We start from the raw sequence: 24,323 nt of genomic DNA, 5'->3' as shown, positions 1-24,323 counted from the left end.
CCGCGGCCACCCCGGGGGTTTTTTGGCTTTCCGGGGTTTTCCCCGGCACGACATTCCCCGGGCGCGCCCCTGCCCCGTAAACCCGGTGGCCCCGCACAAACCGGCGGGGCGCCCTCCGGTGACGTACTGGACCGTCTTACGCCTCGTCCCTGCGCAGGGAGGGCTTCAGGTCCTTGAAACGGCCGAGAAGGCCGTTGACGAAGGACGGCGACTCATCCGTGGAGAACTCCTTGGCGAGCTGCACCGCCTCGTCGAGCACCACGGCGTCCGGCGTCCCGTCGACCCAGACCAGCTCGTAGGCGCCGAGCCGCAGGATGTTGCGGTCGACGACGGGCATGCGGTCCAGGGTCCAGCCGACGGCGTACTGCGCGATGAGCTCGTCGATGCGGCGCTCATGCTCGGCGTACCCCTCGACGAGCTCCATCGTGTACTCGCTCACCGGCGGCTGCCGGGTGTCGGACCGCGAGTGACGCACCCAGTCAGCGAGGACCGTCAGGACGTCGGTGCCGCGCTGGTCGGCCTCGAAGAGGATCTGGAAGGCGCGCTTGCGGGCCGTGTTACGAGCAGCCACGGTTAGCTGTTCACCCGGCCGAGGTAGTCGCTGGTGCGGGTGTCGACCTTGATCTTCTCGCCGGTGGTGATGAAGAGCGGCACCTGGATCTGGTGGCCGGTCTCCAGCGTGGCGGGCTTGGTGCCACCGGTGGAGCGGTCGCCCTGGACGCCCGGCTCGGTCTCCTGGATGACGAGCTCGACGGCGGCGGGCAGCTCGACGAAGAGCACCTCGCCCTCGTGCTGCGCGACGGTGGCGGTGAAGCCCTCGATCAGGAAGTTGGCGGCGTCGCCGACGGCCTTCTTGTCGACGTGCAGCTGGTCGTAGGTCTCCATGTCCATGAAGACGAAGTAGTCGCCGTCCATGTAGGAGAACTGCATGTCGCGCTTGTCGATCGTGGCCGTGTCGACCTTGACGCCGGCGTTGAACGTCTTGTCGACGACCTTGCCGGAGAGCACGTTCTTGAGCTTGGTGCGCACGAAGGCCGGGCCCTTGCCGGGCTTGACGTGCTGGAACTCGACGACGGACCAGAGCTGGCCGCCTTCGAGCTTGAGCACCAGGCCGTTCTTGAGGTCGTTCGTGGAAGCCACGGTTGCGGAATCTCCTGGACTGACGTGGACGACGCCGGGGCACGCGCCGCGGTGGGTACCGCTAGAGCGCGAGCAGCTCCTTGGTCGTGATGGTGAGTAGCTCGGGTCCGCCGTCCGCCTCGGGGCGCACGACGAGCGTGTCATCGATCCGGACACCACCCCGGCCCGGGAGGTGAACCCCCGGTTCGACGGTGACCGGCACGCAGGCGTCCAGTTTACCCATGGCCGCGGGCGCCAACTGCGGGTCCTCGTCGATTTCGAGCCCCACACCGTGTCCGGTCAGCGGAGCGAGCCCGTCCGCATAGCCCGCGGAGTCCAGCACATGACGTGCCGCACGGTCCACGTCACGGCACGCGGCGCCCGGTACGAGGGCCTCTCTGCCCGCCCGTTGAGCGGCGAAGACGAGGTCGTACAGCTCGATCTGCCAGTCCGCGGGCGACGTGCCGATCACGAACGTACGCCCGATCTCACACCGGTACCCGCGATACGTCGCGCCCAGGCACACGGAGAGGAAGTCGCCCTCCTCCACACGCCGGTCCGAGGGCCGGTGGGCGCCCCGGCCCGAGTGGGGCCCGGTGCCGACCGACGTCGGGAAGGCGGGGCCGTCCGCGCCGTGGTCGACGAGTCGGCGCTCCAGCTCCAGCGCGAGATGGCGCTCGGTCCGCCCGACCAGGATCGACTCCAGGAGCTCGCCGAGGGCCTGGTCGGCGATCTCGGCCGCGATCCGCAGGCTGGAGATCTCCTCCTCGTCCTTGATGAGCCGCAGCTGCTCGACGGCGGTCCCGAGGTCCAGCAGCCGCAGCCGCGGCGCCACCGAACCGAGCGCCCGGTGCCGGGCCACGGTCAGATCGTGCTCCTCGACGGCCAGCGTCTCGGCACCCTGCGCGCCCGCGAGCCCCGCGCCGGCGACGGCGGGATCGGCCCCGGGCGTGGGCAGCACCTGCATCCGCAGCGCCTCGTCGGGCCGCCCCTCCCCCTGCTGATCGCTGGGCGGCCTGCCGCACAGCAGTACGTCCTCGTCCGGGCCCACCAGAAGCACCGCACCGTGCGGCGCCGCACCGGCGAGATAGCGGACATTGGCGGGCCTCGACACCAGCGCCGCGGCACCGCCCCCCGCCGCGCACCGCTCCCTCACCCGATCTCGACGGGCCGCGTACACCTCTGACATGGGGCGAGCCTACGAGCGCCGACACGCCACGGCCCGGCGGGCGCGTCCGACCGGGCGGTGGTGCACGCCTGTACTAAGCGGTGGAGCACGCCTGTACTAAATCGCCGGGGCTACCACTGCGGCGGGCTCGCGATCGCGCGGGCCAGGACGTCGTCCAGGACGCGGGCCGTGGCGGGGACGTCGAGCTGGGAGTTGTCGATGATGGGGAGGCCCGAGCCGTACCAGCCGGCCATCCGGCCGTGGATGCGGGCGACTTCCTCGTCCGTGAGGCGGCGGTTGCCGCTGCGCTCCGCGTTGCGCTCCAGGACGATCTCCAGGCCCGGGAGCAGGACCACGGGGAGCAGGCCGGGGCCCACATGACGCTTCCAGCCACCGAGGCCGACGACCGGGCGGTCGGGGAAGACCGCGTCGTCGAGGATGCACGAGATGCCGTTGGCCAGGAAGTTCCGCGCGGCGAAGCCGCAGGTGCGGCGGGCCAGGCGGTACTGCGCCTCGGAGTGGTCGTTCCAGCCCGACTGGGGGTCGGCGAACCCCGAGCGCACCCATTCGCGTACGTCGTCGAGGCTGATGTGGGCCGTCGGCACCCGGCGGTGCTCGGCCCAGAACTTGGCGACGCTCGTCTTGCCCGCGCCCGCGGGGCCGATGAGCAGCACCGCGAGCGTCGTGGCGCCGGTGTCGGCCCGCGCCGTGCCCTGCGGCGGGCTCGGCATGGCGACGGGGCCGCCGGGCGGGAGCTGGATGTGTCCCGTGGTGTCCGGGATGGGCGGGATCGGACCGTGTCCGAGTCGCAGGGTCGCGGGGCTCTGGCCCGGCGCGCGGGGAGCCTGTCCCTGGGCGTGCGGGGCGGGACCGCCCGCGAATCCCGGCGCGGGGGGCGGCGGAGCGCCCTGCGGCAGGGATCCGGGACATGGCGCGCCCTGGGGTCCGGCTCCCTGCGCGGCTCCCTGGGGCGGCGCGCCCTGGTGATGTGCGGCCGGGGACCAGCCGGTTGCCGGTCCGTGCCCCGGCTGATGGGGCGGCGGCAGCGGAGACCCCACTGCGTGCTGCATCCGGTGCCACTCCGTCTCGTGCGACTGACGCTGGTCGGGCGGCGGCCGGGGCCGCCCGTTACCGAACGGTACCGTCCCCGGCCGTCGTTGTGTGAACGGCCGGGGATGCCAAGAGGTGCCCGTGGCCGGAATGTCCGGCCACGGGTACCGGACTACTCGCCGACTTCGCCGTACGCGGCCAGGAGCACGGCCGGGTCGGGGCCCTCCAGGACGGTCGGCTTGCCGAGCCCGTCCAGGACGATGAAGCGCAGCAGGTCACCGCGGGACTTCTTGTCGACCTTCATGGTCTCCAGAAGCTTGGGCCACTGGTCGTAGCGGTAGCTCAGGGGCAGGCCGACCGATGCGAGGACCGTGCGGTGCCGGTCGGCCGTGGCGTCGTCCAACCGGCCCGCCAGACGGCCGAGTTCGGCCGCGAAGTGCATGCCGACGGAGACCGCGGCACCGTGCCGCCACTTGTAGCGCTCGTTCTTCTCGATGGCGTGCGCGAGCGTGTGCCCGTAGTTGAGGATCTCGCGCAGCCCCGACTCCTTGAGGTCGCCAGAGACGACCTCGGCCTTGACCCTGATGGAGCGCTCGATCAGCTCGGCGGTGTGCGGGCCCGCAGGCGTACGCGCCGCCTCGGGGTCGGACTCGATGAGCTCGAGGATCACCGGGTCGGCGATGAAACCGGCCTTGATGATCTCCGCGAGGCCGGAGACGTAGTCGTTCACCGGCAGCGAGTCGAGCGCCGCGAGGTCGCAGAGCACCCCGGCCGGCGGGTGGAAGGAGCCCACCAGGTTCTTGCCCTCGGCGGTGTTGATGCCGGTCTTGCCGCCGACCGCCGCGTCCACCATGCCGAGCACCGTGGTCGGCACGGCGATCCAGCGGACCCCGCGCAGCCAGGTGGCCGCGACGAACCCGGCGAGGTCGGTGGTGGCGCCGCCGCCGACGCCGACGATGACGTCGCTGCGGGTGAAGCCGGACTGGCCGAGCGCCTTCCAGCAGTACGCGGCGACCTCGGCCGTCTTGGCCTCCTCCGCGTTCGGCACCTGGATGGCGACGGCGTCGTAACCCTGCTCGGCGAGGTCCGCGCGCAGCGCGTCACCGGTCTCGGCGAGCGCCTCCGGGTGGATCACGGCGATGCGCTTGGCCTTGTCGCCGATGAGGCCGGGCAGCTCGCCGAGGAGCTGCCGACCGACCAGGACCTCGTACGGATCCGAGCCGGCGGAACCGCCGACGTGGATACGGGTGGGGGTCTGCTCCGTCGTCATGCTTCCTTCAACTCCAGTGCGTCGAGGACCGCTTGGGCGACCTCTTCGGGGGTGCGGCCGTCGGTGGCGACGACCGCGCGGGCGACTTCGGCGTACAGATGGCGGCGGGCGTCCATCAGCTCGCGCCACTGCTTGCGCGGGTTGACCGCGAGCAGCGGGCGCGCCTGGTTGAGGCCGGTGCGCTTGACGGCCTCCTCGACGTCCATCGACAGATAGACGACGGGGTGCGCGCCGAGCAGTGTCCGGGTGCTCTCGTCGAGGATCGCTCCCCCGCCGAGCGCGAGGACGCCGTCGTGCTCGGCGACCGCGGTGCGCACCGCCTGCCGTTCGAGCTCGCGGAAGACCGGCTCGCCGTCGTCGACGAAGATGTCCGCGATCTCGCGGCCCTGCGCGGCGACGATGTCGGCGTCGGTGTCACGGAACGCGGTGCCGAGCCGCTCGGCGAGCAGCGCGCCCACCGTCGACTTGCCCACGCCCATCGGCCCGATCAGGACGATCAGCGGGCCGCTCACCGGATCTGCAGGTTCTCGAGGTAGCTCTGTACGTTCCGCCGGGTCTCGGGCACGCTGTCGCCGCCGAACTTCTCGGCGACCGCGTCGGCGAGGACGAGCGCGACCATCGCCTCGGCGACGATGCCTGCCGCAGGGACGGCACACACGTCGGAGCGCTGGTGGTGCGCCTTGGTGGCCTCGCCGGTCGCCACGTCGACGGTGGCGAGCGCGCGCGGCACGGTCGCGATGGGCTTCATCGCGGCGCGCACCCGCAGCAGTTCACCGGTGGTCAGACCGCCCTCGGTGCCGCCGGAGCGGCCGGAGGTGCGCCTGATGCCGTCCTCGGTGGAGACGATCTCGTCGTGCGCCTTGGAGCCGGGCACGCGCGCGAGGTCGAAGCCGTCGCCGACCTCGACGCCCTTGATCGCCTGGATGCCCATGAGCGCGGCGGCGAGCCGCGCGTCGAGGCGCCGGTCCCAGTGCACGTGCGAGCCGAGGCCCACGGGCACGCCGTACGCGAGCACCTCGACCACACCGCCGAGGGTGTCGCCGTCCTTGTGGGCCTGGTCGATCTCGGCGACCATCGCCTTCGACGCGTCGGCGTCGAGGCAGCGCACCGGGTCGGCATCCAGCTTCTCGACATCGGCGGGGGTCGGCACGACGCCGTACGGAGCCTTGGCCGCGGCCAGCTCGACGACATGGCTGACGATCTCGATCCCGGCCGTCTCCTTCAGGTAGGAGCGGGCGACCGCGCCGAGCGCGACACGGGCCGCGGTCTCACGGGCGGAGGCGCGCTCCAGGATCGGCCGTGCCTCGTCGAAGCCGTACTTCTGCATGCCCGCGAGGTCGGCGTGGCCGGGCCGCGGGCGGGTCAGCGGGGCGTTGCGGGCCAGGTCGGCGAGGATCTCCGGGTCGACCGGGTCGGCCGCCATGACCTCTTCCCACTTGGGCCACTCGGTGTTGCCCACCATGACCGCCACCGGCGAGCCCATGGTCAGGCCGTGCCGGACGCCGCCGAGGAAGGTGACCTCGTCGCGCTCGAACTTCATGCGCGCACCGCGTCCATAGCCGAGGCGGCGCCGGGCCAGATGGTCGGCCACCATCTCCGTGGTGATCGGCACGCCGGCGGGAAGTCCCTCCAGCGTCGCCACAAGTGCGGGTCCGTGGGACTCCCCAGCGGTCAGCCAGCGCAACCTGCTCAACGGTGCTCCTCATGCTCGCGCCTGGAACTGCGGTCTTCGACGGCGCGGCCGGGTGCGCGGCCCTGGCCCGCCATCCCCCGATCCTCCCATGACCTGACGCGGGCCCGGCCGCCGGTCCATCAGGCGGACTCTCCCCTAGCGTGCGGCGAGCGCCTGCTCCCCCGCCTTGCGCATGGCGTCGAGGGGCGCGGGGGCGCGGCCCGTCATCTGCTCGACCTGGAGCACGGCCTGGTGGACGAGCAGGTCGAGGCCGCCGACGACCGCCCCGCCGTACGCCGACCAGCGGGCCGCGAGAGCGGTGGGCCACGGGTCGTAGAGCACGTCGAAGAGCGTGGCAGGGCGCTCGGGGACGACGGCCGAGAGCGCGTCCGTGGTGCCCGCCGGGGTCGTGGCGATCACCAGCGGCGCGCTCAGCGCCTCACGGGCGTCGTCCCAGGCCTCGGTCCTGACCTCGACGCCGAGCCGCTCGCCCCACTGCCGCATCTCCGCGGCCCGGGTGTCACTGCGTACGTACGCGACGACCTCGCCCGTGCAGATCCGCGCGAGCGCGGCGAGCGCCGAGGACGCGGTGGCGCCCGCGCCGAGGATCGCGGCGGACTCCACCTGCTCGATGCCGCGTTCCCGCAGCGCGGCGACCATGCCGGGGATGTCGGTGTTGTCGCCGCGACGGCTGCCGTCCGCCCCGAACACGACCGTGTTGACGGCTTCGACGGACGCCGCGGTCTCACTGACCTCGTCGAGCAGCGGAATGATCGCCCGCTTCAACGGCATGGTCAGGGAAAGCCCCGCCCATTCGGAACCGAGTTCGTCGACGAATGCGGGCAGCGCCGCCTCGTCGATCTCGAAACGGTCGTACGTCCAGTCGCTCAGCCCCAACTCCCCGTATGCGGCGCGGTGCAGCACCGGGGAGAGGGAATGCGCGATCGGGGAACCAAGGACCGCGGCCCGACGGCCGCCACCGCGCTCAGTCGCCATTCTTCTGCCGCTCGTTGAATTCGTTGACCAGCTTGTCGTGCTCGGCCAGCGTCTTGGTGAACTCGGTCTTCTTTCCGTCGACGGAGACGAAGAACATCCAGCCGCCGCTGTCCGGATCCAGGGTGGCCTTCAACGCCTCGTCGCCCGGGTTTCCGATCGGTCCCGGCGGAAGACCCTTGTGGTAGTAGGTGTTGTACGGGTCGGGGTCGTTCCTGATCTCCGAGATCGGGATCTTGATCTTGCTCTGACCCTTGAGGTAGTTGTACGCCGAGTCGAACTCGAGTTTCTGGTTGGTCACCGTGTTCGTCGCCTTGAGGCGGTTGTAGACGACGGCCGCCATCTTCTTGAAGTCGTCGTGCGTCATGCCCTCTGCCTGCACGAGGCTGGCCACGGTGAGGACCTGCAACGGGTCCTTCAACTTCAGCTCGTCGGCCTTCGACTTGAGGCCGAACTCCTCGTACTTCTCGTTCGCCTGGGCGACCATCCTCTTGAGCACGTCCTCGGGCTTCTGGCCCTTGGCGACCGGATAGCTGGAGGGGTAGAGGAATCCTTCCAGCGGGTCCCTGATGTCCTTGTTCGTATTCGCCCAGCCAGGAAGTCCGAGGCTCTTCCATTCCTTCTTGGCGACCGCTGCCGTGGTGCCATGGTCCAGGTCGAGACGCGTGTCGATCTGCTGGTAGACCCACGCGTTCCGCCTGCCCTCAGGAATGATGAGGTTGTTGCGGCTCTTGGGGCTGAGCATCAATTCGACGGCGCTCTTGGCGGACATCTCCTTCTTCAGCACATAGACGCCCGCCTGAATGGACTTGCCCTGCGGGTTCTGGCCCTGTGCGGAGACGAAGGCGTCGACGCTCTTGACGACTCCGGCGTCCTTGAGCTTCTGGCCGATCGCGTAGCCGCTGGAATCCTTGGGGATTTCGACGGTGGCCTGGCCCGAGCCCTCGCCCGCATAGTCAGGGGCCGTGCCGAAACGGTCCTGGTAGAACTGGTAGCCGAAATAGCCGACGCCGCCGAGGCCGCCCGCGAAGACGAGCGTGACGACCAGACAGGCGCACCCGCTGCGGCGCTTCTTCGGCTTCTTTCCGCCACGGCCGCCGCGCCGGTCGCCGCGGTCACCTTTGCGGCCGGGGTCGTCATCGTCGTAGCCGTCGTCATCGTCCCCGCCGCCCGCGAAGAAGGCGTGCTCCCCCTGGTCGGGACCCGGGTCCCAGTCCTGTTCGGGCTCGGGGGGCGCGGCGGGGCGTCGGCGGCCGGGCGGTTCCGGCGGCTCGTAGGCGTCGGGCGTGGCGTAGTAGTCGGGACTCTCCGCGCCGTAGCCGGCCTGCTGGCCGCCGTAGGGGTCCATCGGGTCGCCGCCGTAGGGGACCTGCCCCTGGCCGCCGGTGTCCCAACCGCCGTTGTTGTAGCCCTGGTCGGGGCCGCCGTTGTAGCCCTGAGCGGGCCCGTTCCCATAGCCCCGGCCCTGGCCGGGCCCGCCGTTGTACTGCTGCTGTCCGGTGTCGTACTGCTGCTGACCCGTGTCGTACTGCTGCTGGCCATAGGCCTGCTGCTGGCCGGTGCTCCAGTCCCCGTACTGGCCCTGGTGCGGCGGCTGCTGCTGATGCTGGTGCGGCTGCTGCGGGTGGTACTGCCCCTGGCCGCCGTAGGTGGACGCGCCGCCCGAGGGCTGCTGTCCTCCCCATCCGCCGTCCCCGTACAACGGGTCCTCCGGATGCCACGGTTCGGAGCCTGGGCCCCGGCCATACTCAGTCATCGATCCCCTACATGCCGCGAGGCGGGGCCGCCGTCTGGATGGCCGGGCAACCGTTCCGCCTCTTGATGCTGTGCGGCAGCTGTTCGAACGCCGCCGCATCGCGCGGAACGTTACCGTATCGCGATCAGATGACCACTTCGACGCCCTCGCCGGGAGCTTTGCCTGACGCCCGTTCGGACTCCAGGGCCTGCTGAAGGATGATCACTGCCGCCGCCTGATCGATGACAGACCTGCCCTTTTTGGACTTCACGCCGGAGGCGCGCAGACCCTGACTGGCCGTCACTGTGGTCATCCTCTCGTCCACGAGCCTCACCGATATGGGGGCGACCATGCGGGCGAGCTCCTGGGTGAAGGCACGGATCTTGGCGGCCGCCGGGCCCTCGCCCCCGTTGAGGGAGCGAGGGAGGCCGACGACGATCTCGATCGGCTCGTACTCGTCGGCGAGCTGCTTCAACCGGCGCTGGGCGGCCGGGACATCGCGCCCCGGCACCGTCTCGACCGGAGTGGCGAGGATCCCGTCGGGGTCGCACGAGGCGACCCCGATGCGGGCGTCACCGACGTCGATGGCCAGACGTCGGCCCCGGCGCATGCCCTGGGCGGACTCGCCGGTCATCAGGCCGTCTCGGTGACGAGGCGCTCGACCGCGGCGATGGCGTCACCGATCGCGGCCGGGTTCTGGCCGCCGCCCTGGGCGACGTCCGGCTTGCCGCCGCCACCGCCGCCGAGGGTCTTGGCGGCCGTGCGGACCAGGTCGCCGGCCTTGAGGCCGCGCTCGCGTGCGGCTTCGTTGGTGGCGATGACGGTGAGCGGGCGGCCGTTGGCCGTGGTGAACAGCGCGACGACGGCCGGGCGGTCGCCCTGGATGCGGCCGCGCACGTCGAGGACCAGCTTGCGCAGGTCGTCGGCGCCCGTGCCGTCCGGCACCTGACCGGTGACCAGGGCGATGCCGCGTACGTCCTTGGCACCCTCGACGAGACCGGCGGCGGCCTGCAGGACCTTCTCCGCGCGGAACTTCTCGATCTCCTTCTCGGCGTCCTTCAGCTTGCCGAGCATGGCGGAGACCTTCTCGGGCAGCTCCTCGGGACGGCCCTTGACCAGCTCCTGGAGCTGGGCGACGACCGTGTGCTCCTTGGCGAGGAAGTTGTACGCGTCGACGCCGACCAGGGCCTCGATGCGGCGCACGCCGGAGCCGATCGACGATTCGCCGAGCAGCTTGACCAGGCCGAGCTGGGCGGTGTTGTGGACGTGCGTGCCGCCGCACAACTCCTTGGAGAAGTCGCCGATGGTGACGACGCGCACGCGCTCGCCGTACTTCTCGCCGAACTCGGCGATGGCGCCGGACTTCTTGGCGTCGTCGATCGACATGATCTCGGCCTGCACGTCCAGCTCGCGGGCGAGGACCTCGTTGATCTTCTGCTCGACGTCCGTCATCACGGCCGTGGGCACGGCGGACGGGGAGCCGAAGTCGAAGCGGAAGCGTCCCGGCTGGTTCTCGGAACCGGCCTGGGCGGCCGTCGGGCCGAGCGCGTCGCGCAGCGCCTGGTGCGTGAGGTGCGTGGCGGAGTGGGCGCGGGCGATGGCGCGGCGGCGGTGCGAGTCGATCGAGGCCCAGACCGGGGCGCCGACGGTGATCTCGCCGACCTGGACGACACCCTTGTGCACGTGCACGCCGGGCACCGGCTTCTGCACGTCACGGATCTCGACGACGGCGCCGCTGTCCAGGCGGATCCGCCCGGTGTCGCCGATCTGGCCGCCGCCCTCGGCGTAGAACGGGGTGCGGTCGAGGACGACCTCGACCTCGTCGCCCTCGGTGGCCGCGGGCGAGGAGACGCCGTTGACGAGGAGGCCGACGATCACGGCCTCGTTCTCGGTGAGGGAGTAGCCCGTGAAGTCGGTGGCGCCCGAGGCGTCCGCGATCTCGCGGTAGGCGTGCAGGTCGGCGTGGCCGGTCTTCTTGGCCCGCGCGTCGGCCTTGGCGCGGTCGCGCTGCTCCTTCATCAGGCGGCGGAAGCCGTCCTCGTCCACGGTCAGGCCCTGTTCGGCGGCCATCTCCAGGGTGAGGTCGATGGGGAAGCCCCACGTGTCGTGCAGCAGGAACGCCTTGTCGCCGGAGAGGACCTGGCCGCCGGCGGCCTTGGTCTCGGTGACGGCGGTGTCGAGGATGTTCGTGCCGCCCTTGAGGGCCTTGAGGAAGGCGGCCTCTTCGGCGAGGGCGACGGTCTCGATGCGCTTGCGGTCGGTGACCAGCTCCGGGTACTGCAGGCCCATCGTGTCGATCACGACGTCGATGAGGTCCTTGACGACCGGGCCCGTGGCACCGAGCAGGCGCATGTTGCGGATGGCGCGGCGCATGATGCGGCGCAGGACGTACCCGCGGCCCTCGTTGCCGGGCGTGACGCCGTCGCCGATGAGCATGGCGGACGTACGGATGTGGTCGGCGACCACGCGCAGGGAGACGTCCGAGCCGTGCTCGGCGCCGTAGCGCACGCCGGTCAGCTCGGTGGCCTTGTCCATGACGACGCGCAGGGTGTCGGTCTCGTACATGTTCTGCACGCCCTGCAGGATCATGGCGAGGCGCTCGAGACCGAGACCGGTGTCGATGTTCTTGGTGGGCAGCTCGCCGAGGATCTCGAAGTCCTCCTTCGAGATGCCCTCGCCGCGCTCGTACTGCATGAAGACCAGGTTCCAGATCTCCACGTAGCGCTCGTCGTTGACGGCCGGGCCGCCCTCGACGCCGAACTCGGGGCCGCGGTCGTAGTTGATCTCGGAGCACGGGCCGCAGGGACCGGGCACGCCCATGGACCAGAAGTTGTCCTTCTTGCCCAGGCGCTGGATGCGCTCCTTCGGTACGCCGACCACCTCGTGCCAGATCCGCTCGGCCTCGTCGTCGTCGAGGTAGACGGTGATCCAGAGCTTCTCCGGCTCCAGGCCGTAGCCACCGTCGGCCACGGAGCTGGTGAGCAGCTCCCAGGCCAGCTTGATGGCGCCTTCCTTGAAGTAGTCGCCGAAGGAGAAGTTGCCGCACATCTGGAAGAACGTGCCGTGGCGGGTGGTCTTGCCGACCTCTTCGATGTCGGGCGTGCGCACGCACTTCTGCACGCTGGTGACGCGCGGGGCGGGCGGCTTGACCTCACCGAGGAAGTAGGGCTTGAAGGGCACCATGCCCGCGGGGACGAGGAGCAGAGTCGGGTCGTCCGCGATGAGCGACGCCGAAGGGACGACGGTGTGCCCGCGCTCCTCGAAGAAGCTCAGCCAGCGGCGGCGGATTTCAGCCGACTCCATCAGTGGTCCTCATTCCGGTTGTACGAGTACGTCGTGTTCTCGAGGTACTTCGTCTTCTTCTTGCTGTCGTTCTTGGTGGAGCTGTGGTTCTCGATGACCGCGAAGCGGCGCTGCGCGGGCAGCTCGGCGTCGGGGTGGTCGTTCATGCCGAGGGCCTCGCCCAGCTCGGCCTCGCGCTCGGCCATGCCGTCGCGGACGTCGAGCGCGAAGTCCTTCAGACGGTGACCGGCCTCGAGTGCCTTGTTCGCGGCCTGCGCGGCGAGGCTCTCGGGGGTCAGCTGCTTGAGCTTGCGGTTGACCTTCGTGGTGGCCCATACGCCGGCGGCTGCGCCCGCGGTGAACCAGAACGTACGGCGGAACATCGCTGCGTCAGTCCCTCTTATTCCGGTTGTCCCGCTTCCCCCGCCGTGCGGCCGGGACGGTTCGGCCCACGATCACCGTACGACGGGACGGCTTGGCGGGCATTTCCTTTGCTTCGGGCCCGGCCTTGCGGCTGATGGCCCGGCGCACGCCGTAGCCGAACGCGGCCACCTTGACGAGCGGGCCGCCGAAGGTGGACGCGACGGTCGTGGACAGGGCCGACGCGTTCGAGGTGACTTCCTGCACGTCGGAGGCGATGGCGTCGACGCGGTCGATCTGCGTCTGCGCGGACCGCACCGCGGTGGAGGCATCGGCCAGGAGCGGAACGGCCTGCTCGGTCACGTCCGCGACGAGCTTGGTGGTCGCCCTGAGCGTCTGGGCCAGCCTCGCCAGTGCCACCGCGAGGAAGGAGACCAGGATCGCCCAGAAGACGGCCACCAGGACCCCGGCAACCTCTCCACCGGACACTTGGCACCGCTCCCTGGATCTCGTCCCTGAACTTCGTCCCTGAACATCGAAAAGTCGTCCCCCGACCCTATCGCGCCGGGGCCGCCCGTCCGCACCGCATTCCCCCTCGGTGCAACAGGAGTTGTGCGAAGTGATTGTACGGACCGCATGCGGATGAGTACGCTCCGTATCCCATGCGACCCTCTCAGCCCGGCAACCTCCCCCTGGAACTCAACGCCTTCGTCGGCCGCGGCACCGAACTGGCCGAACTGGCAACGGCGTTGGAGGCCGGACGGCTGGTCACGGTGACCGGGGTCGGCGGGGTCGGCAAGTCGCGCCTCGCCGCGCGCGCCGCGGCAGGAAGCCGGCTGCGCGACGGGGCCTGGCTGGTGGATCTGACGGCGCTGCGGGACCCGGACCTGGTGGAGCACGCGATAGCCGAGGCCCTCGAACTGACCGACCACACGAACAGGGCGCCGCGCCAGGTGCTGCTCGGGCATCTCGCCGAGCGGGAACTGCTCCTCGTCGTCGACGGGTTCGAGCACCTCGTCGACGTCTGCGCCCCGCTGGTGCGCGACCTGCTCGCCCACTCCCCCGGCCTGCGGGTGCTCGCCGTGGGACGCAGGCCGCTGGAGACCGCGGGCGAGCGGCTCTTCCCGCTCGCGCCGCTGCCCGCCCCCGACGCGGCCACGCTCTTCACCGACCGCGCGACGGACATCGTGCCCGGCTTCGCCATCGACGACGGCAACCGCGCGGAGGTCCTGGAACTGTGCCACCGCCTGGACGGCATCCCGCTCGCCCTCGAACTGGCCGCGAGCCGGCTCCGGGCGCTCTCCCCCGGACAGCTCCTCGCCCGGCTCGACGACCGGTTCCGACTGCTCACGGGGGCCAGGCGCGATGTGCCGACGCGGCACCAGACGCTGCGCACGGCCATCGGCTGGAGCCATGAGCTGTGCACCCCGACGGAGCGGCTGCTGTGGTCGCGGCTCTCGGTGTTCGCCGGGCAGTTCGACCTGGAGGCGGTCGAGTACATCTGCGCCGGGGACGGACTGCACGCCGACGACGTCCTCGACGTGCTCGGCGAGCTGCTCGCGCAGTCCGTGGTGGGCCGCGAGGAGACCCCGGCGGGCGTGCGGTACCGCATGCTCGACACGGTCAGGGCGTACGGCGGCGACTGGCTGGAGGCGGCGGGCGAGGCCGCCCGGCTGCGGCGCAGGCACCGCGACTGGTACATGGGGCTCGCCACCTGGTGCGAGCTGGACTGGTTCTCACCGCGCCAGCCGCAGGTCGCGACCCTCATCGACATGGAACTGCCCAATCTGCGCGCCGCGTTGGAGTTCTGTCTGACGGAGCGGGACGAGGCGCATCTGGGGCAGTACCTCGCGGGCACGCTGTGGTTCTACTGGGTCGGCTGCGGGCGGCTGGCCGAGGGCAGGCACTGGCTCGGCCGGGCCCTCGAACTCGACGGCGGCCACGAGGAGTCGCGGCTCAAGGCCCTGTGGGTGCTCGGCTACGTCGCGGTGCTTCAGGGCGACACCGTCGCGGCGCTCGCCGCGCTGCACGAGTGCCGTGACGCGGCGGAGCGCACGGGCAGCGCCGTCGCGGCCGCGTACGCCGAGCACCGCATCGGCTGTCTGGCCCTGGTCTCCGACGACATCTCGCGCGCGGAAACCCTGCTGCGCTCGGCGCTCGACCAGTACCACGAGATCGGCGAGCTCAACAGCAATGTCCTGATGGGCCAGGTCGAGCTGGCCATGGCCCTGGCCTTCCGCGGCGAGCTCGCCGCGGCGGTGGAGCTCTGCGAGGACGTACGCCAGGTCTGCGAGGACCACGGCGAGCGCTGGACCCTCGCGTACGCCCTCTATGTCCTCGGCTACGCGGCCTGGACCCGCGGCGAGGCGCGGACGGCGCGGGCGCTGCTCGCCGAGTCGCTCGATCTCGACCACCGCTTCCACGACCTGCTCGGGGCGGTGCTGTCCCTGGAGCTGCTCGCGCTGTTCACGGCGGCGGACGATCCCGCGGAGGCCGCGGTGCTGCAGGGCGCGGCGTCCGGCATCTGGCCGTCGGTGGGTCTGCCGCTGTTCGGCTCGGGCAACTTCGGCGGGCCGCACGCGGCGTGCGAGGCACAGGCCCGTGAGGCGCTGGGCGACGAGCGGTACGAGGAGTGCGTGCGCGTGGGCGCGGAGCTCGACCTGGACGCGGCGGTGGAGCGGGCGCTGCGGGCCGGCGGCGGCGCGGGAACCGACCCCGAGAACGAGCGAACCCGCCGCCTGCCCCGCCAGGAAGGGCGGGGAGGCGACGGGCTGAAGCAGGGAGAGCTACGACCGGGTCAGCGGGCGTAGTACTCGACGACGAGCTGCTCGTCGCAGATCACGGGGATCTCCTTGCGGTTCGGGTCGCGGTCCAGGCGGAAGGCCAGGGCCTTCAGGTTCACCTGGAGGTAGCGCGGGGTCTCGCCCTCGGGGGCGAAGCCACCCTCGCGGGAGACCTGGAAGAGGGTCTTCTCGCGGGAGCGCTCGCGGACCATGACGACGTCGTCCGGCTTCACGCGGAAGGACGGCTTGTCGACCTTCTGGCCGTTGACCTCGATGTGGCCGTGCACGACCATCTGGCGGGCCTGGTAGATCGTGCGGGCGATGCCCGAACGCAGGACCAGGGCGTCGAGACGACGCTCCAGCTCGATGATCAGGGCCTCACCGGTCTTGCCCTGGACCTTGGAGGCACGCTCGTAGGCGCGGACGAGCTGGCGCTCGGACACGTCGTACTGCGCGCGCAGACGCTGCTTCTCGAGCAGACGGACCTTGTAGTCCGAGTTCTGCTTGCGCCCACGGCCGTGCTCGCCCGGCGGGTAGGGGCGGGCCTCGAAGTACTTGACGGCCTTCGGGGTCAGCGCGATGCCGAGGGCACGCGACTTCTTGACCTTGGGGCGGGACTGGTTCGGCATGAACCAACCTCTCTGTTCTCAGTGAATTCGGCTTCACCAGGGTTAGGGGAGGTCGCATCCGCAGCCTGGGAAACCTCGCGGGCCCGGGCTCGAAAGCCGTGGGCCGTGAGGCAGCCGCTCCCTGGTCTGGGCACTATGTGCAGCACGCGAGTGGCCCACCGACCGCCATTTCTGGGGTGATGGGCTGCCCGCGACACCTTCGACGGTGCGCGACGCTCCTGGATCCCCTGTGCCTTGCGGCGGTGGGGGTCCGGCTGGATGTCCCGTTCTGGTGGCGCCGGTACGAGACCGGACACGGAACGCAGCACTTCGGGCAAGTGTACCGGGTGCGGCGAGGTGCCTCAGCCGCTGGGCCCGGGGCCCTGTCCGCAGGTGGCGAGGAGGTCCTGGAGGGCCAGCTTCTCGGGGGCGGTGACCGTCAGCCGGTACTTGGCCTTGATGCCGGTCCAGCGGCGCCCGTACTCGCACCAGTATTCCTTGCGGGGCGGCTGCCACTTGTCGGGCGTCCGGCTGCTCTTCCTGTAGTTGGTGTCCTTGTCGGCGGCGAGCAGGACGTCCAGGTCGTTGGCGTAGGTGAGGCGCTGCTGCGGGGTCCAGGCCCAGGCCCCGGCCCGCCACGCGGCGCCGAGCGCGACGACGTGGTCGGTCTGGACCTGGGAGGCGCGGCGGTAGTAGTACGGCAGCTTCTTGCCGGTGTACGGGTCGTGCAGGGTCCCGGAGATCACGACACAGGGATTGCGGTCGCCCTCGCGCAGGTCCTTCAGGTCGCGCCTGAGGACGTCGTCCCGGGTGTCACAGCCGTTGCGCCCACCAGGGGCGTCGACGTCGTCGGACCAGCCGTCGCCGAATGCGGAGCGCTTGTACGTCTCCCAGTTCTTGCCCCAGGCGACGGTGAGACGGGCGAGCTGGTCACGGGCCTGAGCCGGGGTGGGCGGGAAGCCGGGGCTCGCGAGGGGGGCCTTGGGGGACGGCGGGGTCTTGCCTGGCGAGGTCTTCCCTGGCGAGGCCTTGCCGGGCGACGTCGCCGGGGCCTTCGTGTAGCGGGAGTCCGCGCGGTCCAGCTGCGGCGGGGCGCAGGCCGCGGCCACGGCGGCAAGGACGAGCGCTGCCCCCGCGGCCGGTCCGGCTGCTCTGCCCATGGCGCTGAGCGTAGGCGGCGGCACCGGTCCCCGCCTGTCGACTCAGGCGTCGCCGGGCTGCTCACCCTTGAGCCGCGCACGGACCCGCTCGACCACGTCGGCGTAACGCGCCTCCGCACCGTACCGAGTGGGTTGGTAGTACCGCTTGCCCTCCACCGCGTCCGGCGCGTACCGCTGGGCGGCGATGCCCCCGGGCACGTCGTGCGGATAGACATACCCCTGGGCGTGGCCGAGCTTGGCCGCGCCCTTGTAGTGGCCGTCGCGCAGATGGGGCGGGACGGGCCCGGCGAGGCCCGCGCGGACGTCCGCCTGGGCCTGCTGGATCGCGATCGTCGCGGCGTTCGACTTCGGGGCGAGGGCGAGGGCGATCGTCGCGTGGCTGAGGGTGAGCGCGGCCTCCGGGAAGCCGATCATCGCGACGGCCTGGGCGGCGGCGACGGCGGTCGGCAGGGCGGTGGGGTCGGCGAGGCCGATGTCCTCGCTGGCGGAGATCATCAGGCGCCGGGCGATGAAGCGGGGGTCCTCGCCCGCCTCGATCATGCGGGCCAGATAGTGCAGGGCCGCGTCCACGTCCGAGCCGCGGATGGACTTGATGAGGGCGCTCGCGACGTCGTAGTGCTGGTCGCCGTCGCGGTCGTACTTCACGGCGGCCCGGTCGACCGACTCCTCCAGGGTCTGGAGGGTGATCTCCTTCTCGCCCTTGGCGAGGGCCGAGCCCGCGCCCGCCTCCAGGGCGGTCAGCGCGCGCCGGGCGTCGCCGCCCGCGATCCGCAGCAGGTGCGCCTCGGCCTCCTCGGGCAGCTCGACCGCGCCGCCGAGACCCCGCTCGTCGGTGAGCGCCCGGCGCAGCAGGCCGCGCAGGTCGTCGTCCGTGAGCGGTTCGAGGGTGAGCAGCAGGGAGCGCGAGAGGAGCGGGGAGATGATCGAGAAGTACGGGTTCTCGGTGGTCGCCGCGATCAGCGTCACCCAGCGGTTCTCGACGGCCGGGAGCAGGGAGTCCTGCTGGGCCTTGCTGAAGCGGTGGATCTCGTCGAGGAAGAGGACGGTCTCCTTGCCGTGACCGCCCATCGCCCTGCGGGCGCCGTCGATGACCGCGCGCACTTCCTTCACGCCCGCGGTGATCGCGGAGAGCTCGACGAAGCGCTTGTTCGTGGCCTTCGAGACGACGTACGCAAGGGTCGTCTTGCCGATGCCGGGCGGGCCCCACAGGAACACCGAGGAGGGCCCCGCAGGGCCTCCCCCGCCCTCGCCGACTAGGCGGCGCAGGGGCGAGCCCGGCTTCAACAGATGCTGCTGGCCGACGACTTCATCGAGGGTGCGCGGGCGCATCCGGACGGCCAGGGGACTGCTGGACGGGTCCTTCTCCTGGCGGTCTTCGGCTGCGGCGGTGAACAGGTCGGGCTCCACGTCAAGAACCCTATGTCACCCCACTGACAATCCCTCCCGGCCCCGGTCAGGCCCAGAGGTCGGCACCCCAGCGCGTGAGGATCAGCATCGCGACGACACCGAGGTGCATCACGGGCAGGGCCCAGGTGAAGTCCTCCAGGAAGCCCTTGGCCCAGCGCGGCGCGGGCAGGAACCCGGCCCGGATGTTGAACGACGTGACGTACCAGAACATCAGGATCGTGGCGGCCCAGGCCAGGCAGCACCACAGGCAGAGCGCGTTGATCTCGTACAGCGACTGGATCATCAGCCAGGTGCAGAATCCGACGCCGAAGAGCATGCCCGCGTTGAAGGTCAGCCAGTACCAGCGCGGGAAGCGGGCCCGGCCGAGCAGGCTCATGCCGACGCAGATCACGATGCCGTAGGCGACCAGGCCGAGCATCGGGTTCGGGAACCCGAACGCCTCCGCCTGCTCGCTCTTCATGATGCTGCCGCACGCGACCACCGGGTTGATGCTGCACCCCGGCTGGAAGTTCGGGTCCTTCAGGAGCTCGAACTTGTCGAGGGTGATCACCCAGGACGCGAGCAGACCGGCGGCGCCCGTGATCACCAGAAGCAGGGCAAGCGCACGACTCCCGCCGACCGCACCGGGAGCGTCCTTCCGCTCCTGGTCCTCCAAGGCGTCGTCCTTCGCTGACATCGTTTTGCTCATCACGTCGTTCCGTCGCTTGTGGTGGCCTGCGGGCACGCACATTGTGCCGCACGCACGTGTGTGTCCACCGTTCGATGGACATAAGGAAGTACGCACGGGGGTACTGGGGCGTTCGGTCCGGCGGGACGCTCGACCGCATGACAGCACAGGGGCACGAACTCGCCGTACGCGTACGGGGGCTGCGCAAACGGTACGGCGACATCACCGCCGTCGACGGGGTGGACCTGGAGATCGGCCCGGGAGAGGTCTTCGGGCTGCTCGGCCCGAACGGCGCGGGCAAGAGCACCACGGTCGAGATCCTGCAGGGCAACCGGCTCCGGGACGGCGGCGACGTCACCGTGCTCGGCGCCGACCCCGGCGCCGCGGGGCGCGACTGGCGCTCGCGGGTCGGCATCGTATGGCAGGACGAGTCCGCGCCCGCCGAGTTGACGGTGCTCGAGACGGTGCGGCACTTCGCGCGCTACTACCCGCGGCCGCGGGATCCTGACGAGGTGATCGCGCTGGTGGGTCTCCAGGAGAAGGCGGCGAGCCGGATCAAGGCGCTCTCGGGCGGGCAGCGGCGACGGCTCGACGTGGCGCTCGGCGTGATCGGCGGACCCGAACTGCTGCTCCTCGACGAGCCGACGACGGGCTTCGACCCGGCGGCCAGGCGGCAGTTCTGGACCCTGATCAGGGCGCTCGCCGACGAGGGCACGACCATCGTGCTCACCACGCACTACCTGGAGGAGGCCGAGGCGCTCGCGCACCGGCTCGCGGTGATCGCGAAGGGGCGGGTGGTGGCCGAGGGCGAACCCGCCGCCCTGCGCCGTCAGTTCGGCACCGAGGCCACCGTCGAGTGGACCGGCGCCGACGGCACACCGCGCGCGGAGCGCACCGCCACGCCGACCCGCACAGTCGCCGAGCTCACCCGCGCCTTCGACGGCGAGATTCCCGATCTGCGGATCCGCCGCCCCACGCTGGAGGACGTCTACCTCCGGCTGACCGGACAGGAGGACGGCTGATGACGCGGACGACCACCACCGCGGGGGTGCGTTCCCCGGACGCCACCCGACGGCTGCCCGGCGCCTGGGAACTGGGTCTGCACCAGGGTGTCCTGGAGCTGAAGCAGTTCTTCCGCCAGCGCGAGCAGGTCGTGTTCACCTTCGCCTTCCCGATCGTCTTCCTGTTCCTGTTCGCATCGATCTTCAGCGACGACGTGGCGGGCGCGGGCATCACGGCGTCCCAGCTGTACGTCCCCGCGATGATCGCCGCGGGCATCATGTCGACCAGCTTCCAGTCGCTCGGCATCTCGATCGCGATCGAGCGGGACGAGAAGGTGCTGCGCCGGCTGCGCGGGACGCCGATGCCCCCGGCCGCGTACTTCCTCGGGAAGATCTGGCTCGTGCTGGTCACCGGTCTCGTGGAGACGGCGCTCCTGCTGCTCGTCGGCGTGAGCGTCTTCGACGTCGAGCTGCCCACGGGCGCGGGCGCCTGGTCGACCTTCGGCTGGATCTTCGTCCTCGGGCTCACCGGCTGTGCGCTGCTCGGCATCGCGATCAGCAGCGTCCCGAAGTCCGGCCGGAGCGCGACCTCGGTGGTGATACTCCCCTTCCTGGTGCTCCAGTTCATCTCCGGGGTGTACATCGCCATCGACACCATTCCGGACTGGATGCTCGACGTCGGTGCGCTCTTCCCGCTGAAGTGGATGTGCCAGGGCCTGCGCGGGGTGTTCCTGCCGGAGTCCGCGCGCGTCCTCGAACAGACGGGGAGCTGGGAGTACGGGCGGACCGCCCTGGTGCTCGGCGCCTGGTGCGTCGGAGGATTGGTGCTGTGCCTGCTGACTTTCCGGTGGAAGAACCGGCGCGACGGGTGAGCGGGACGGTCGGCCTCCGCGCCCCGGACGTCGAGACGGCCGGTCCCGAGGACTCCGACCTCTGGAACAGGACCTTCCGGCTCTGGGACACGTACTTCGGCGTGGTCTGGCTGGCCACCCTGATCTTCGTGCTCGGCACGGCGCACCCGGGGTGGCCCGTCCGGATCGCCACCGCCACGCTGCTCCTGTTCCTCGTGCCCTGGTACATCGTCGTCGGCCGTCCGATCCTGATGTCCGAGGGCGACGACGAACGGCGCTCGCTCGGCTACATCACCGGCACGATCCTGCTGTTCCTGCCGCCCGGCGTCCTGATCGGCGAGACCCGCCTGATGACCTTCGCGCTCATCCCCCAGTGCTTCATCGCGCTGCGGACGCGCCCGGCACTGATCGCCATCGCCGTCATCAACGTCGTGCCGGTGGCGGGCTGGGCGGTGCTGTGGCGGCCGTCGGCGCAGGACGTCTTCTACAACTCCGTGTTCGGCACCGTCACCCTGGTCTTCTCGGTGGCCGTCGGCGTCTGGACGCTCCGCGTCATCGAGCAGAGCTCCGAACGGGCCGGGCTCATCGCCCAGTTGAAGGCGAGCCGCGAGGAGGTCGCCCGGCTCTCGGCGGAGCGCGGCGCCCTCGCGGAGCGGGAACGGATGTCGCGGGAGATCCACGACACCCTCGCGCAGGGCTTCACCAGCGTCCTGATGCTCGTACAGGCCGTGGACGCCGAGCTGGAACGGGACGCGCCCGCGGCCCGCCGCCACCTGGAACTCATGGAGGACACCGCCCGGCAGAATCTCGCGGAGGCGCGGGCCCTGGTCGCGGGCCGCGCGCCCGCCGACCTGGACGGCGGCGACCCGCTCCCGGACGCGCTGCGCCGCCTCGCCGCCCGCCACGACGCCCGGGTCACCGTGAGCGGCGCGGTGCGGGCGCTGCCACCCGCCCTGGAGGTGGTGGCCATGCGGTCCTGCCAGGAGGCACTCGCCAACGTACGCAAACACGCGGGCCCCGGCGCGGCGGCCGCCGTCACCCTGACCTACGCGGACGGCTCGCTCACCCTCGCGGTGCGCGACACCGGGCGCGGCTTCGACCCCGGCGCACCCCACCAGGGGTACGGCCTGCGAGGGTTGCGGGCGAGAGTCGCCGAGGTGAGCGGCACCGCCGAGGTGGCGAGCCGCCCCGGTGACGGCACCACCGTCACCGTCCTGCTCCCCCTTCCCGACAGGAGCACCCCGTGATCCGCATCGTGCTCGCCGACGACCACCCCGTCGTACGCGAAGGGCTGCGCGCCATGCTCAGCGCCGAGCCCGATCTGGCCGTCGTCGCCGAGGCGTCGAGCGGCCCGCGCGCCGAGGCCCTCGCGGCCGAGCTGCGCCCCGACATCGTCCTGATGGACCTGCGGATGCCCGGCGGGGGCGGCGCCGACTCCATCGAGCGGATGGCCGCCGCGGGGCTCGACTGCCGGGTCATCGTCCTCACGACGTACGAGACGGACCGCGACATCCTGCGCGCCGTGGAGGCGGGGGCCGCGGGCTATCTCCTCAAGGACCTGGCGCGCGGCGAGCTCGCCGACGCGGTGCGGGCCGCGGCGCGCGGCGAGACCGTCCTGGCTCCGTCGGTGGCGGCCCGCCTCGTGGACCAGCTGCGTACGCGACCGGAGCGGCCGCGCCTCTCGGAGCGCGAGACGGCGGTGCTGAGGCTGGTCGCCGACGGCTGCACGAACGCGGAGATCGGGCGCCATCTTCATGTCGCCGAGTCGACGGTGAAGACGCATCTGCTGCGCGCGTTCGGGAAGTTGGGGGTGGACGACCGCACCGCGGCGGTGACGAGCGCGATGCGGCTCGGACTGCTGGACTGAACGCAGAAGGAGCGAGGTCCGGGCGCTGCCCCGGACCTCGCTCCTCCATCGCCGGAGGGGCTCGCCTAGGCGAGCTTGCCCTTCAGTACCGCCACGATCTCCTCCACCGCGACCGCCTCCTGCTCGCCGGATTCCATGTCCTTGAGCTGGACGGCGCCCTCCGCCAGGTCGCGTTCACCCGCGACGACGGTGAAGCGGGCGCCGGAGCGGTTGGCGTTCTTCATGGCGCCCTTGAGGCCCTTGCCGCCGTACGAGAAGTCCGCGGCGATGCCGGCCTTGCGCAGCTCTGTGACCTTGGCGAAGAGCACGCGGCGTGCCTCGTCGCCGAGGGGCACCGCGAACACGCTGGTGGACGCGGGCAGTTCGAGTTCGACGCCCTCCGCCTCCAGGGCGAGCACCGTGCGGTCCACGCCGAGGGCCCAGCCGACGGAGGGAAGCGAGGGGCCGCCGATCATTTCGGACAGGCCGTCGTAGCGGCCGCCGCCGCCGACCGCGGACTGGGAGCCGAGGCCGTCGTGGACGAACTCGAAGGTGGTGCGGGTGTAGTAGTCCAGGCCGCGGACCAGCTTCTCGTCGTCCTCGAAGGCGACGCCCGCCGCCGTGATCAGCTCGCGGACCTGCTCGTGGTACGTCTTGCACGCGTCGCACAGGTAGTCGCGCAGCGAGGGCGCGCCCACGAGCTGCTTCTGGACCTCGGCGCGCTTGTCGTCGAGGACGCGGAGCGGGTTGATGTCGATACGTCGACGTGTCTCCTCGTCCAGGTCGAGGCCGCGCAGGAAGTCCTGCAGCGCGGCGCGGTAGACGGGGCGGCACTCCTTGTCGCCGAGCGAGTTCAGCAGGATGCGGAACTGCGTCAGGCCGAGGGTGCGGTACGCCAGGTCGGCCAGGATGATCAGCTCGGCGTCGAGGGCCGGGTCCTCGGCGCCGATCGCCTCGGCGCCGACCTGCGAGAAGTGCCTGTAGCGGCCCTTCTGGGGGCGCTCGTAGCGGTAGTACGAACCCGAGTACCAGAGCTTGACGGGGAGGTTGCCCGCCTTGTGGAGGTTGCCCTCCAGGGCGGCGCGCAGCACGGAGGCAGTGCCTTCGGGGCGCAGCGCGAGCTCGTCGCCGCCCTTGGTGGTGAAGGCGTACATCTCCTTGGTGACGATGTCGGTCGACTCGCCGACACCGCGCGCGAACAGCTCGACGTTCTCGAAGCCGGGCGTCTCCACGTAGCCGTAGCCGGAGTTGCGCAGCGGCGCGGCGATCGCCTCGCGCACCGCCAGGTACTTCGCGGAGTCCGGCGGAAGCAGGTCGTAGGTGCCCTTGGGGGCCTTGAAGGTGCTCACGG

The 24,323-nt window shown here is 71.1% G+C and carries 22 protein-coding genes and 1 pseudogene; 5 read left to right on the top strand and 18 right to left on the bottom strand.

Annotation, left to right across the window (positions count from 1 at the left end; all coding sequences use genetic code 11):
- Positions 1–136: 136 nt before the first annotated feature.
- From nusB to ACFWZ2_RS36920, 13 genes are all read right to left on the bottom strand, one after another.
- Positions 137–571, bottom strand: a complete 435-nt coding sequence (nusB, locus tag ACFWZ2_RS36980) for a transcription antitermination factor NusB (RefSeq protein ID WP_361168907.1) — start codon at positions 569–571, stop codon at positions 137–139.
- A 2-nt stretch (positions 572–573) separates the two neighbouring features.
- Positions 574–1,140, bottom strand: coding sequence for an elongation factor P (gene efp, locus ACFWZ2_RS36975; RefSeq protein ID WP_384553412.1), 567 nt, complete (start codon positions 1,138–1,140; stop codon positions 574–576).
- A 61-nt stretch (positions 1,141–1,201) separates the two neighbouring features.
- Entirely contained in the window at positions 1,202–2,308 is a 1,107-nt protein-coding gene (locus tag ACFWZ2_RS36970; protein ID WP_384553410.1) for a M24 family metallopeptidase, read from the bottom strand.
- A gap of 110 nt (positions 2,309–2,418) precedes the next feature.
- Complete coding sequence (locus ACFWZ2_RS36965) at positions 2,419–3,357, bottom strand: Pro-rich N-terminal domain-containing protein (RefSeq protein WP_384553408.1); 939 nt, start codon at positions 3,355–3,357, stop codon at positions 2,419–2,421.
- A gap of 152 nt (positions 3,358–3,509) precedes the next feature.
- Positions 3,510–4,607: a 3-dehydroquinate synthase gene (aroB, locus tag ACFWZ2_RS36960; RefSeq protein WP_384553406.1), complete on the bottom strand. Its 1,098-nt coding sequence runs from the start codon at positions 4,605–4,607 to the stop codon at positions 3,510–3,512.
- Positions 4,604–5,119: a shikimate kinase gene (locus ACFWZ2_RS36955; RefSeq protein WP_384553404.1), complete on the bottom strand. Its 516-nt coding sequence runs from the start codon at positions 5,117–5,119 to the stop codon at positions 4,604–4,606. The genes aroB and ACFWZ2_RS36955 overlap by 4 nt, the downstream gene beginning before the upstream one ends.
- The gene (gene aroC / locus ACFWZ2_RS36950; RefSeq protein ID WP_384553401.1) at positions 5,116–6,300 is read right to left on the bottom strand and encodes a chorismate synthase; all 1,185 of its coding nucleotides are present in this window, start codon (positions 6,298–6,300) and stop codon (positions 5,116–5,118) included. Before aroC ends, ACFWZ2_RS36955 begins: the two co-directional genes overlap by 4 nt.
- 135 nt (positions 6,301–6,435) lie before the next feature.
- A complete protein-coding gene (locus tag ACFWZ2_RS36945) occupies positions 6,436–7,275 on the bottom strand; it encodes a shikimate dehydrogenase (protein WP_384553400.1) in 840 nt (279 codons plus the stop codon).
- Positions 7,265–9,028: an endolytic transglycosylase MltG gene (gene mltG, locus ACFWZ2_RS36940; protein WP_384553398.1), complete on the bottom strand. Its 1,764-nt coding sequence runs from the start codon at positions 9,026–9,028 to the stop codon at positions 7,265–7,267. Before mltG ends, ACFWZ2_RS36945 begins: the two co-directional genes overlap by 11 nt.
- Before the next feature lie 124 nt (positions 9,029–9,152).
- Positions 9,153–9,641, bottom strand: a complete 489-nt coding sequence (gene ruvX / locus ACFWZ2_RS36935; protein ID WP_384553397.1) for a Holliday junction resolvase RuvX — start codon at positions 9,639–9,641, stop codon at positions 9,153–9,155.
- On the bottom strand, positions 9,641–12,310 hold the full coding sequence (alaS, locus tag ACFWZ2_RS36930) for an alanine--tRNA ligase (RefSeq protein WP_384553395.1): 2,670 nt from the start codon (positions 12,308–12,310) through the stop codon (positions 9,641–9,643). Before alaS ends, ruvX begins: the two co-directional genes overlap by 1 nt.
- Positions 12,310–12,672 carry a DUF6167 family protein gene (locus tag ACFWZ2_RS36925; RefSeq protein WP_384553393.1) on the bottom strand — a complete coding sequence of 121 codons (363 nt, stop codon included), beginning with the start codon at positions 12,670–12,672 and terminating at the stop codon, positions 12,310–12,312. Before ACFWZ2_RS36925 ends, alaS begins: the two co-directional genes overlap by 1 nt.
- A gap of 7 nt (positions 12,673–12,679) precedes the next feature.
- Positions 12,680–13,138: a DUF948 domain-containing protein gene (locus ACFWZ2_RS36920; RefSeq protein ID WP_384553391.1), complete on the bottom strand. Its 459-nt coding sequence runs from the start codon at positions 13,136–13,138 to the stop codon at positions 12,680–12,682.
- Positions 13,139–13,311: 173 nt separating this feature from the next.
- On the opposite strand from ACFWZ2_RS36920, the pseudogene ACFWZ2_RS36915 reads away from it, so the two are divergent.
- A pseudogene (locus ACFWZ2_RS36915) lies at positions 13,312–15,424 on the top strand (ATP-binding protein).
- Positions 15,425–15,446: 22 nt separating this feature from the next.
- Here ACFWZ2_RS36915 and rpsD read toward each other — a convergent pair.
- The 4 genes from rpsD to ACFWZ2_RS36895 form a co-directional block, all read right to left on the bottom strand.
- Complete coding sequence (gene rpsD, locus ACFWZ2_RS36910; protein ID WP_384553389.1) at positions 15,447–16,061, bottom strand: 30S ribosomal protein S4; 615 nt, start codon at positions 16,059–16,061, stop codon at positions 15,447–15,449.
- 341 nt (positions 16,062–16,402) lie between these two features.
- A complete protein-coding gene (locus ACFWZ2_RS36905; RefSeq protein WP_384553388.1) occupies positions 16,403–17,200 on the bottom strand; it encodes an HNH endonuclease family protein in 798 nt (265 codons plus the stop codon).
- A 42-nt stretch (positions 17,201–17,242) separates the two neighbouring features.
- Positions 17,243–18,607: a replication-associated recombination protein A gene (locus ACFWZ2_RS36900; RefSeq protein WP_384553386.1), complete on the bottom strand. Its 1,365-nt coding sequence runs from the start codon at positions 18,605–18,607 to the stop codon at positions 17,243–17,245.
- 46 nt (positions 18,608–18,653) lie between these two features.
- Positions 18,654–19,295: a vitamin K epoxide reductase family protein gene (locus ACFWZ2_RS36895; RefSeq protein ID WP_384553384.1), complete on the bottom strand. Its 642-nt coding sequence runs from the start codon at positions 19,293–19,295 to the stop codon at positions 18,654–18,656.
- Between the two features lie 137 nt (positions 19,296–19,432).
- On the opposite strand from ACFWZ2_RS36895, the gene ACFWZ2_RS36890 reads away from it, so the two are divergent.
- Genes ACFWZ2_RS36890 through ACFWZ2_RS36875 form a run of 4 tightly spaced genes read left to right on the top strand, consistent with a single transcriptional unit; the run spans position 19,433 to position 22,993 of the window.
- Complete coding sequence (locus ACFWZ2_RS36890) at positions 19,433–20,296, top strand: ABC transporter ATP-binding protein (RefSeq protein WP_384553382.1); 864 nt, start codon at positions 19,433–19,435, stop codon at positions 20,294–20,296.
- Complete coding sequence (locus tag ACFWZ2_RS36885; RefSeq protein ID WP_384553381.1) at positions 20,296–21,147, top strand: ABC transporter permease; 852 nt, start codon at positions 20,296–20,298, stop codon at positions 21,145–21,147. Before ACFWZ2_RS36890 ends, ACFWZ2_RS36885 begins: the two co-directional genes overlap by 1 nt.
- Positions 21,105–22,373 (top strand): sensor histidine kinase, encoded by a 1,269-nt coding sequence (locus ACFWZ2_RS36880; RefSeq protein ID WP_384553379.1) that lies wholly within the window; start codon positions 21,105–21,107, stop codon positions 22,371–22,373. The genes ACFWZ2_RS36885 and ACFWZ2_RS36880 overlap by 43 nt, the downstream gene beginning before the upstream one ends.
- Positions 22,370–22,993 carry a response regulator gene (locus ACFWZ2_RS36875; protein WP_384553377.1) on the top strand — a complete coding sequence of 208 codons (624 nt, stop codon included), beginning with the start codon at positions 22,370–22,372 and terminating at the stop codon, positions 22,991–22,993. Before ACFWZ2_RS36880 ends, ACFWZ2_RS36875 begins: the two co-directional genes overlap by 4 nt.
- 65 nt (positions 22,994–23,058) lie before the next feature.
- Here ACFWZ2_RS36875 and hisS read toward each other — a convergent pair whose 3' ends face one another.
- Positions 23,059–24,321: a histidine--tRNA ligase gene (gene hisS, locus ACFWZ2_RS36870; RefSeq protein ID WP_384553375.1), complete on the bottom strand. Its 1,263-nt coding sequence runs from the start codon at positions 24,319–24,321 to the stop codon at positions 23,059–23,061.
- Positions 24,322–24,323: the final 2 nt, after the last annotated feature.

Source organism: Streptomyces sp. NPDC059002 (assembly GCF_042740435.1).
Classification (GTDB): Bacteria; Actinomycetota; Actinomycetes; order Streptomycetales; family Streptomycetaceae; genus Streptomyces.
This window is presented reverse-complemented; position numbering and strand designations above follow the sequence as displayed.